Source organism: Bacillus sp. FJAT-27001, assembly GCF_019039175.1.
GTDB classification, from domain to species: domain Bacteria; phylum Bacillota; class Bacilli; order Bacillales; family Bacillaceae; genus Bacillus; species Bacillus velezensis.
Window position 1 is genome coordinate 94149 of the sequence record NZ_JAHOAA010000008.1, and the last position, 11443, is coordinate 105591.

Consider the following 11443-nt stretch of genomic DNA (forward strand, 5'->3'; position numbering starts at 1 on the left):
ACGCCCGCGGCCATTTCCAAGGACGGTTTCGTCAAAATGCCGACACGTTCGTCAGCCGTGACGCCGCAATCCATGAGAATGCGCGCGATGCGGTTCGCCCTTGCGTTCAGCTCGCCGTACGTCCATTTCGCGCCGTTATATGCCGCGGCCGGCCGGTTCGCGTAGCGGGCGGCCGTTTCTTCAAAGAGACGGTGAACCGTTTTGTCCCGCGGCACAGAAAGTGTTTTTCCTTTCCATGCGTCAAGGAGGGCTTGTTTTTCTGTTTTATTCACCAATGAAAGCTCAGAAAGCTTCGCAGCCGGATTTTCCGCTGCGGCTTCTAACAGTTGAAGCCAGTAATGCTTCCATGTCTCTGCCGTTTCCGGTTTAAACAGCGCGGTGTTATATTCAAGCACAAACGTTAAACCTTCGTCTGTGTCCTCAGCCGTCATTGTCAGGTCAAACTTGGCTGTTTTTCTGTCAAACGGATGGTGCTTCAGCTCAATTCCTTCCATGACCAGATCTTCCGCATTTGCATTTTGCATTGAGAATACCGCATCAAACAGCGGATTTCTGCTCGTATCACGCTGCACCTCAACCTTTTGCAGAAGGTCTTCAAGCGGATAATCCTGCGCGTCAAATGCATGTAAAGCGGTTTGTTTTACTTCTTTAAGATAGTCCGTGAACGCTTTGTCCGCTTCCGGATACGTACGAAGCGCGAGTGTATTCACAAAAACACCGATGACGTTTGCGAGATCCGCATGTGACCGTCCCGCAACCGGCGAGCCCACAATGATGTCATGCTGTCCGCTCAGTTTTGAGAGAAAGGCGCTGTATGACGCCAGCAGCACCATGTACATGGTAGAATCCGTTTGTTTCGCAAGACTGCGAAGAGCCGACGTCTGTTCCTCAGTCAGAGAAAAGACCAGCTTGTCTCCTTCAAAGGTTTGCACGGCCGGACGGCTGTAATCAGCCGGCAGCGTCAATACCGGAAGCTCGCCGTCAAGCTCCCGAAGCCAATGCTCCTCCTGCTTGCGGTACTGCTCTGATTGAATAAATTTCTGCTGCCATACCGCATAGTCTTTATAATGAATCCGCAGCGGCTCAAGCGTTTCACCGCCATACAAACGGGACAGTTCATCTATCAGCACGCCGACTGAAGCGCCGTCCGAAATGATATGGTGCATGTCAAACAGCAGCAGGTGGTCATGTTCAGCCAGCTTGACCAGTCCCGTTCTGACGAGAGGAAGCTGATCCAGGCGGAACGGCCGGATAAAGCTCTGAATAATCCGTTCAGCATCTTCTTCAGAGGCTTCATAATATTCCATGTTGATATCAGCTTCCGTCCATATGCGCTGAACCGTTTCTCCATCCTGTATGTCAAATGTCGTTCTGAAGGCTTCATGGCGTTCTGTCAGCTGTTTCATGACGGATTTCAGCTTTTCTGCATCAAGCTTTCCTTTTAAGCGGAGCACAGACGGCATGTTATAGCTTGTTTCAGCGCCTTCCAGCTGCTGAAGCACGAACATCCGCTTCTGCGGTGAAGAAACCGGATACGTTTCCCGCTCGGCCGCCGGTGCGATGCTCTCAGCCGCCTTCCGCTCAGCCCCTTCAATCAGCTGCGCCAGCCCCGCGGCCGTCGGAGAAGTGAACAGATCCTTTAAGGTAAGCTGCGCGCCGAATGTCTTCTGGATAAGGGCCAGCAGTTTCATCCCCGCTAACGAGTGGCCCCCGATCTCAAAGAACTGGTCATGGACGCCGACCCGCTCCATTTGCAGCACCTCAGCCCAAATATCCGCCAGTTTTTGTTCTGTTTCATTGCGCGGCGCCGTATATGACACGGCATTCGCTGCGGTCACATCCGGCATTGGCAGCGCCCGCCTGTCGATTTTTCCGTTCCCTGTAAGAGGCAGTTCATCCAATTGAATAAAGACGGACGGAATCATATAAGCCGGAAGATCCTTCGCCGAATGCTCCCTCAGCTCCCGGGAAGAGATTTCCCTGAGGCCGACAACATACGCGCAAAGAAGTTTGTCACCCGCGCCCTGATCCACAGCGAGCACAATGCATTCCTGAATCTGGTCATGACTTTGAAGCTGATGCTCAATTTCGCCAAGCTCAATCCGCTGACCGCGGATTTTCACCTGATGGTCGATACGTCCGATAAACTCGATATCGCCATTCGGAAGCCATCTGGCCAAGTCGCCCGTTTTATACATCCGTTCACCTTCCTTAAACGGATGCTTTACAAATTTTTCTTCCGTCAGTTCAGGACGGTTGTAGTAGCCTTCTACGAGTCCTTCCCCGCTGACGCACAGCTCTCCCGCGATACCCGCCGGCTGAATGCGTCCGGCTGAGTTCATGATGAAGACTTCCGTATTGCTGACCGGTTTCCCGATCGGAACGGAGAGCGTATCCTCTTCAATGACATCCACCGGATGGTATGTCGCAAACACCGTGCTTTCTGACGGACCGTACATATGAAGCAGTCTTCCTTTTCCGACTGCCGCAAGCGCCTTTTTGACATGTTCTACAGACGCTCTTTCGCCCCCGAACATGATTTTCCGAAGCGTCGTCAGACAGGACGGCTCCATATCAACAAGCAGGTGGAACAGGGCCGTCGTAATCATCAGAATGCTGACGTTCTCCCGTTTGATCACACGGGACAGGCGTGACATATCCAGCACGGTATCTTTCGGGACGATCACAAGCTTTGCACCGTTTAACAGCGAACCGAACATATCAAACATAAAAGCGTCAAAAACGTAGTTTGACAGACCGAGCACTGTGTCCTCTTCAGAAACAGTCAAATAGTTCGTGTTTTTTACCGTCCGCAAAATGTTGGCATGTGTGACGATGTTTCCTTTCGGCGTTCCCGTCGTGCCTGATGTATAAGTGAGATTGGCAATCGTTTTGGAATCAAACGGCAATGCTGGATTGTGAGAGTCCTTTTCATAGCTCGCCTCATCATCAGCAAGCACAATGACGCCTTGAAAACCGGCCTTTTCCGCAAGCGGCTTGAGGCTTTGCTGAGTCAGGAGCACATTCGCCCCGCTGTCGCGGAAGAAATGCTGAATCCGCTGAACCGGATGCTCAGGATCAATCGGCACATAGGCGGACCCCGCTTTTAACACAGCCATAATGGAAACAATCATATCCATTGACCGTTCACACAGAACAGCCGCGGTTTTTCCGCCGCCTCCGACCGAAAGAATATGCCGCGCAAGCATGTTGGCGCGTTCATTCAGCTGCTGATACGACAGGGTTTCCCCTTCGAACTGTAGAGCCGTCCGGTCAGGGTTCTTTCGGACTTGTTCTTCAAAGATCTGCACGATCGTTTGATCTTTCGGGTATACCGTGCGTTCCGGGTTGAACCGCTGTAATTGATTCAAAGCCTCCCGTTCAGAAAGCAGATCATATTCGCTGATTTTCGCATCCGGCTGAGCTGCCGCGCTTTCCAGCAGACGGACATAGTGCGCAAGCATGCGATCCGCAGTTGAGCGCTTAAACAGCTTCGTGCAATAATCCAAATCAAGCGCAATGCCTTCCGCTGTTTCCCGAGCCTGCATGGTCAGGTCGAATTTGGCGATATTGAAGTTTGTTTCATGAAGAGACAGCGTCAGATTACCGATCTCCGCAATTCCGTCCGAAGCATTTTGCAGACTGAACATCGTGTCAAATATCGGATGCCTGCTCATGTCCCGGGGCACGTTCAGCTCCTCGGTCAGCCACTCAAACGGATAATCCTGATGAGAAAACGCATCCAGCACCTGCTTGCGCACATGACCTAACAAGCCGGCAAATGTCTGATCCTGCTTCACGGAGCTTCGCAGCGCAAGCGTGTTGACAAACATCCCGATAAGCCCCTCGGTATCGGAGTGATTTCTTCCCGCTGACGGTGTTCCCACGATGATGTCTTCCTGTCCCGAATACTTAGAAAGCAGCGTATAGTATGCTGATAACAGCACCATGTAAAGGGTGGCTCCGTTTTTCTCCGCAAGCTTCCGCAGCCGTTCCCGCAGCATTTTCGGCAGCTTGGCGGACACGCGGTCACCTTCAAAGCTTTGCACCTGCGGCCGCGGATAATCAGGGAGCAGCTGAAGCACCGGCAGTTCTCCGCTGAAGACTTCTTTCCAGTACGCCCGCTCCTTCTTGTAGCCTTCTTTCGCCCGTTCCGCCTGCCATACGGCATAATCTTTATATTGAATGCGCAATTCAGGCAGCTGATTTCCGCCGTAGATGTCAGCCAGTTCCTTCAGCATGATGGAAATAGACACCCCGTCAGAAATCAGGTGATGCATATCAAACAGCAGCATATGGCGATTGTGACCGAGCGTTTGCAGGCCGATTCTGAACAGCGGCGCCTCAGATAAATCAAAACGGCGCACAAAGTCCTTCATGACCTGTTCATTCGTTCTTCCGCGCGCTTCGATCATTTCAATATGAAACGGAACATGCTCGCCAATCACTTGTCTCGGCGTGCCGTCCTCTGATTGAAACGATGTTCTGAGCGCTTCATGCCTGCTGATTAAGGCAGAAAATGCACGCTCAAGCTTTTCACGGTCTAAAGCGCCCTCAATCATGGCCGCAGCCGGCATGTTATATCCGACTCCCGCGTCTTCAAATTGGCTTGCGATATAAGTCCGCTGCTGAGCGAGCGAAAGCGGATAGCTCGCCTGCTTCTCAGCCGGCTCAATTGCACTGAATGCCGGTCCTTCGTTTCGGTTTTCCGCATAATCGGCAAGCGCCGCAATCGTCGGATGCTCAAACAAGTATTGCAGCGGAATATCAACGCCCATTTGCTTATGAATTTTCGTCAGAAGCGTCATTGCCTTTAATGAATGACCGCCTGACTCGAAGAAATGATCATAAATGCCCGCCTTGTCCATTCCGAGAACTTCCTGCCAGATGACGGCAAGTGTTTCCTCCGTTTCATTTCTTGGCGCGGCATATTCAGATGAGCTGACAGCCTGCACATCAAGCGCAAACAGCTTTTTGCGGTCCGCCTTCCCGCTCGGCGTGAGCGGAATTTCGTCCGTTTTTGTAAAGTAAGCGGGCACCATGTAATCAGGAAGGTGCTTGGACACATACTCCCTGTACTCGGCAGGGTGAAACTCGGTTCCTTTTTCCTGAACGATATATGCGCAGACATCTAAGCTGCCCTGCTGATCCGGCCGTGCCAGCACGACGGCCTGCGCCGCGCCCGGGGCTTTTCTGAGCACCGTTTCAATTTCTCCCAGCTCAATGCGGTAGCCGCGGACTTTCACCTGATCATCTTCACGGCCGATATATTCGATCGTCCCGTCCGGCAGCCAGCGCGCCATATCACCCGTGCGGTACATGCGGCCGCTTCCGTTAAACGGGTCCTGCAAAAACTTCTCTGCGGTCAAATCCGGAAGATTTAAATAGCCGCGGCCTACACCGTCACCCGCGATATACAGCTCACCGGCCGTGCCGTCGGGCTGAAGCCGCTGGTGCTTATCCAATATATACAGACGGGCGTTGCCGAGCGGTTTTCCGATCGGAACGTACGCCGCCTGTTGATTCATTCCGTTATCCGCAGACATCTGATGCACGGACGCATCTACGCACGTTTCTGTCGGCCCGTAGACATTCGTCAGACGCGGCGTCCTGCCCGATTGATGAAAGAGCGTCATCAGCTGTTCAGCAACAGCCGCGGACAGACCCTCTCCCCCAATGAGCATGTGGCGCAATTCAATTCCGCTGACATCTCCCGCCGCAGCCATCATCTGCAGATGCGCAGGCGTTCCGTCAGTGGCTTCAATCCGGTTTTGACGATAATAGTCCAGCAGTGCCGAGCCATTCGTTACAGTCGTTTTCGGCACGATATAAAGCGTCTGTCCCAAAAGAAGCGAGGCAAAAATCTGTTTGACGGACGCATCAAAATGAAACGGAGCCAAAAGCGCCATTCTTAATGTCTGCTCACCGCATTGATAAATCTCCTGCTGCAGTGATTGCACCAGATGATGAACTTGCCGGTGCTCAATCATCACGCCTTTCGGCCGCCCCGTTGTACCTGACGTGTAGATGATGTAAGCCAGCCGGTCTGATTGTGTGCTGACACCGTCCGCAGCCGTCTCATACTGAACAGCCTCGTCAAAATCAATCCGTTCGGCATCCGCTGCAGGCGCCTGTATTCCGGCCTCCGTCAGAACAGCCTTCGCTCCGCTGTCCTCCAAAATGTACTGAATCCGATCCGCCGGAAAGTCAGGATCTATCGGCACATAGGCGCCGCCCGCTTTCAAAATTCCCAATATTGCCGCAATGACACGCTCAGAACGGCCAAGCAGCACCGCGACAGGAGAATCGGCTGATATCCCGGCTTGAAGAAGGCGTCCGGCGATACGGCCTGACTGTTCATGCAATGTGCGATAGGACAATGTTCGGCCTTCATACACAACCGCGGGTTTGTCAGACAGTGACTTCACTTTCTCTTCAAACAGCCCCGGTATCGTCATCTCTCCGCGGTAATTCACCGGATTGCCGGAGGCCCGTTTCAGCAGCCGCTCTTTCTCGGATTCAGAAAGAAGAGTAAGTTCATCAATTATGCGATCAGGAGATGAAATCGCATCTTCAATCAGCGTGATCAAACGTTCAGAAACAGATTCAATCTCTTCCCCCTTGAAAATGTCGCTGCGATAGTCAAAATCAATCGTCAATTTCCCGGTGTCCCATCGTTCCTTCACATGAATTGAAATATCATTTGTACCGCTTCCGCTGAAAATAGGGTCTGTCAGGAAGGACAGATTCTCTTTTTTCTGCCACTGCATCACCTGGTACTCCAGAGCCACCGTAAACAATCTGCTCAGCGAACTTTTCGAAGCGCGCAAATCATTGACAAGCAGGTTATACGGATACTTTTGGTGGCGGAGAATTTTCATCAGATCCTTCATCCGGCCTTTAACGAATTCCAAGAACGACTGTCCTCCGTCAACACTTGTCCGCACAGGCACCGTAGATACGAACATCCCGAGCATCTGCTTTTCTTTCGCATTCGTCCGGTTTCCCATAAACGTACCCGTGACAACGTCATCCCGGCCGGTCACTTTGTAGAGATAAGTGATCAGAGCTGACTGGAACAGAGATAGTACGCTGACTTTATGCTCCTCGCAGAATGAATGAATGCGGCCATATAAGTCGTGAGGAATTTCTTGAGAAAACCGTTTTGCATCAAGACCCGCATCTGCCTGGCTCCGTTTCAGGGACACAAGCTCCGGCACGGTCTCAAACTGCCCGTTCCAAAAATCCCGATCCTTTTTAAACCGCTTCGACTGCACATATTCCTGCTCTGTCAGCACGTGCTCGATAAAAGAAGGAATCTCCGTCTGTTCCTCACTTGCTCCGCCTGAGAGCTCCAAATAAATATCGGTAATCGCATTGCCCAGAATCGTCATGGAAATCCCGTCTGAAATAATGTGATGCACATTAGCGTAAAACCAGACCTCATTTTCACTGATCGTGTGCACGGAAAAACGGAATAAATCCTGATCATATAACGCCAGAGGCTTGCCAGCTTCTTCACGCCCCCATTTTGACAGCTCGTCCGCAGAGCAGCCGGCTTGCCTGATATCTGTGTGCCCGATAGAGAGCGGACGGTATTCGCTCACATATTGAACGGGCTCCCCCTCATCATCAAGCCGCAGACGTATTCTCATCGACTCATACCGCCGGACGAATTCCTGTATCGCTTTCTCAACGTAATGAGCCTGTACGCCGTCTTCAGAAATGAGTTTCCCGAACCCGGCAAGATTTGAAATACTTGTGTTCGGATAGAATTTTTCTGTATACCAGATACGTTTTTGAGCATTTGTTAAAGGATAAAAAGTTATTTCCATATGTGTGCGCCTCCCCTTTTTAAGATAAAGATGTCAATTCTCCCTTAGAAACAGCCTACCTCTATGTCCCTAACTCATTCTCAAGCCAAAAGAACCACTTACCTCCAAAAACGATCCCGATTCAATCACCGCCGAAATCCGTCATCCGTTCACCCGCGCAGTCCGAAATGCGGCATCAAATTTATGAGAAATCAAGACAAAAAGCCATTGATTGTAAGCACGAAAGGTTTACCTATTTCTGCATGTATTTCTATATATCTACTTACGTTCACTTTATATGAAAATATTGTTTTTATCACCGAAAAATGGGTGAAAAGTTTCATGCGGCACACCGAAAAAAAATCCGACGAATTCAGAGGGTATTTTGCGGCATCCCGCAATTTATTTTCAAAAATATTATTTACGTAAAATTAAAAATCTTTAAACTATAATGAAAATCTGTCGAATATCCAGTTATGGCAGAATGAAAAAAATTTACGTACGTAAGCTGACCCGGAAAAAACAGCGCAAGAACCGAAACAGACGGTCCGAATGTTCGCAATATGATTTCATTAAACCGCAAAAAAAGCACTCTATTTTACATAGAGCACTTCAAAAAGATTCCTTTATTGCAGTTTTATCAATGTTGATTAATTCCATATAATCTTTTCCCCACTTATACATGGCGTCCAGAATCGGCATAAGGCTTTCTCCTTGCGCCGTTAAAGAATACTCCACTTTCGGAGGGACGACAGGGTAAACTTCCCTGTGAACGATCAGATCCTGCTCCAGCTCCCTGAGCTGATTCACAAGAATTTTGTGCGTAATATCCGGAATTAAAGCTTTCAGCTCATTAAACCGCTTCGTCCCTTCTTTTCCCAAGTGCCACATAATCAGCATTTTCCACTTCCCGCCTATCACGGCAAGCGTCAATTCCTTTTCGCAATTAAACGTTTTCTCATCCATTCGGCTCACGGACAATGCTCCTTCCTCTTACTTTTTGTACGGTCATCATCTATTCATACACGCTTACTTTTTCACACAACTTTCATCAGTTTATACTACCACGCAGTTTTGCTGAAACAAAGCGCATTGCCTGCGGGGACAGTATCCTCAAAGTAACTATTAGACTTCAAAGTGCGTACTTCTCAACATGCGGGGCACTCTATAGAATGAAAATACATAAAAAGAGGAGTGGATATAAAGTGGAATTACAGCTGGCATTAGACTTAGTGAATACCCCGGAAGCAATTGAACTTGTGAAAGAGGTCGAACAATATATAGATGTTGTAGAAATCGGCACTCCCGTTGTCATTAATGAAGGCCTAAAAGCCGTACAGGAAATGAAATCAGCCTTTCCTCACTTGAAAGTGCTTGCCGATCTTAAAATCATGGATGCAGGCGGCTACGAGATCATGAAAGCGGCAGAAGCGGGAGCCGACATCATCACCGTTTTAGGAGCGACAGACGACTCAACGATCAAAGGGGCGGTTGCCGAAGCAAAAAAACAGCAGAAAAAAATCCTCGTCGACATGATTAACGTAAAAAACCTTGAAACACGGGCAAAAGAAATTGACCAACTCGGTGTTGATTATATTTGTGTTCACACAGGTTATGATCTTCAAGCAGAAGGAAAAAATTCATTCGAGGAACTGACGGCGATTAAAAAAGCGGTCAAGAGCGCTAAAACCGCAATTGCCGGAGGCATTAAACTTGATACACTTCCTGAAGCCATCAAACAAAACCCAGATTTAATCATTGTCGGCGGAGGCATTACGGGAGCTGACAATAAAGCGGATGCTGCTGCTAAAATGAAACAGCTGATCACACAAGGATCATGAAAACGACTGAATACTTACATGAAATACTAAATGAAATATCCCGCACCGCAGCATTAATATCCGACAGTGAAGCTGACAAGCTTGCGGATCAGATTTTATCGGCAGATCAAATCTTCACGTCCGGAGCGGGACGTTCCGGCTTTATGGCTAAAGCGTTCGCCATGAGGATGATGCACATCGGTCTGAACGCTTACATCGTCGGTGAGACGCTTACCCCTCCCCTCCAAGAAGGCGGTCTCGTCATCATCGGCTCAGGCTCAGGCGAAACAAAAAGTCTGCTTCATACGGCTGAAAAAGCCAAAAGCCTTAACGGCATCATCACTGCATTAACGATTAACCCCGACTCAAGTCTCGGCAAACTTGCGGATCTTACAATAACGATTCCCGGCTCTCCTAAGGAAGAGACCGGCGGAGACAGAAAGACGATTCAGCCGATGGGTTCTTTATTCGAACAAACTCTTCTGCTGTTTTACGATGCGGTTATTCTAAAAATCATGGAGAAAAAAGAATTGAATTCAGCAGACATGTTTACAAAGCATGCGAATCTGGAATGATTTGCTGACGGCCTTCTTATCAGATGGCCGTCTTTTTATCGTCTTGTTGCGCACGGTCATGCAGACCAAGGTTTTCGGGTCGGACACTCGCAGACGAAGATATCCTGCCGGTGAGCTTATCGCTATAATAAGTCAATTGACGATACACCCGCAACCGTTCATTTCTGAATAGGGAAACTGCAAAAAACACTTTCTGATTAATTTTTAATGAATAAAGTTGATTTGTGCGGATGGTTTTACAGATATTCAGCTGAATTGCGGCTGAGAAATATATTTTAACAGCTTTACAGCCGGCCGATTCTGCTTTATTCTTGGACCAGCTTTACAGCAATTAAAACTGGAGGTGATTGATACTCTTGAAAACATTAAAAGCACTGCTGCTTGTTCTTATCATCATTGCCGGAGCAGTCGCGGCCCTGATCAAGGGTGATCTTTTCTCAGATAACGAGCAGACCGTTCAGAAGAGTGATTACGACAAAGTAATCCTATTTCCGTCCGATCGATATCCGGAAACAGCAAAGCATATTAAGGACGCGATAAAAGAAGGACATTCCAGCATATGCACCATTGACAGAGACGGAGTACATAAGCGGCGTGAGCAATCTCTTAAACATGTGCCCGTCAAAACGGGATACGATAGAGATGAATGGCCGATGGCGGTTTGTAAACAGGGCGGAAATAATGCCTCCGTAGAATATATTTCTCCGGCAGACAACCGCGGAGCCGGCTCTTGGGTCGGACACCAGCTTACCAATGATCCCGACGGAACGAGAGTATTATTTAAAATCAAGTAAAAAACAGGAGGAACAGCGCATTGAATAAATCATGGAAACCGCAAGAACTGGCCATTTCTTATCATCAATTTACAATCTTCCAAAAAGATTCAGAACCGCCTGTTATCGATTGGACCGATGAAGCCATTGAAAAAGGATATGCGGAAGCTGACGGAGCTGTTTCATTTGAGGCAAGGAGAAATACGAGGGCATTTATCGTCCTCAGGCTTAACACAAGTGAACCGGTACCATCCTATGAGAAAAAAGCAGATGTTCCCTTTGAGGCTGTAAAAGATGGAATTGAGATTGAAAGCGTGATGTCAAAGCGGCTTTTCTTTCATATTCCGAAAGGCCGATACAGCCTTACCTGTTATTCAGTGCCTGCCGAAATATCCGATCTTCATGCGGATACGTATATTATTGATGCAGCCGCAATGTAAAAGAAAGCCCTGAGAGAATCT

6 protein-coding genes are annotated in these 11443 nt (G+C 48.9%); 4 read left to right on the plus strand and 2 right to left on the minus strand.

The window, feature by feature from the left end:
- Together srfAA and hxlR are read right to left on the minus strand one after the other, a co-directional pair.
- Nucleotides 1-7835, minus strand: a 7835-nt coding sequence (gene srfAA, locus BGM27_RS18235; RefSeq protein ID WP_217031338.1) for a surfactin non-ribosomal peptide synthetase SrfAA, incomplete at its 3' end; no start/stop codon positions are given.
- A gap of 591 nt (nucleotides 7836-8426) precedes the next feature.
- A complete protein-coding gene (gene hxlR, locus BGM27_RS18240; protein WP_007409352.1) occupies nucleotides 8427-8789 on the minus strand; it encodes a transcriptional activator HxlR in 363 nt (120 codons plus the stop codon).
- A gap of 230 nt (nucleotides 8790-9019) precedes the next feature.
- Between hxlR and hxlA the strand changes: the two genes are divergently transcribed.
- The 4 genes from hxlA (at nucleotide 9020) to comJ (ending at nucleotide 11422) form a co-directional block, all read left to right on the plus strand.
- Nucleotides 9020-9655, plus strand: a complete 636-nt coding sequence (hxlA, locus tag BGM27_RS18245; protein WP_007409353.1) for a 3-hexulose-6-phosphate synthase — start codon at nucleotides 9020-9022, stop codon at nucleotides 9653-9655.
- Nucleotides 9652-10209: a 6-phospho-3-hexuloisomerase gene (hxlB, locus tag BGM27_RS18250; RefSeq protein ID WP_007409354.1), complete on the plus strand. Its 558-nt coding sequence runs from the start codon at nucleotides 9652-9654 to the stop codon at nucleotides 10207-10209. The genes hxlA and hxlB overlap by 4 nt, the downstream gene beginning before the upstream one ends.
- A 356-nt stretch (nucleotides 10210-10565) precedes the next feature.
- Complete coding sequence (locus BGM27_RS18255) at nucleotides 10566-11003, plus strand: NucA/NucB deoxyribonuclease domain-containing protein (RefSeq protein WP_003156588.1); 438 nt, start codon at nucleotides 10566-10568, stop codon at nucleotides 11001-11003.
- Between the two features lie 20 nt (nucleotides 11004-11023).
- Nucleotides 11024-11422, plus strand: coding sequence for a competence protein ComJ (gene comJ / locus BGM27_RS18260; RefSeq protein WP_007409355.1), 399 nt, complete (start codon nucleotides 11024-11026; stop codon nucleotides 11420-11422).
- The last annotated feature ends 21 nt before the right edge of the window (nucleotides 11423-11443 follow it).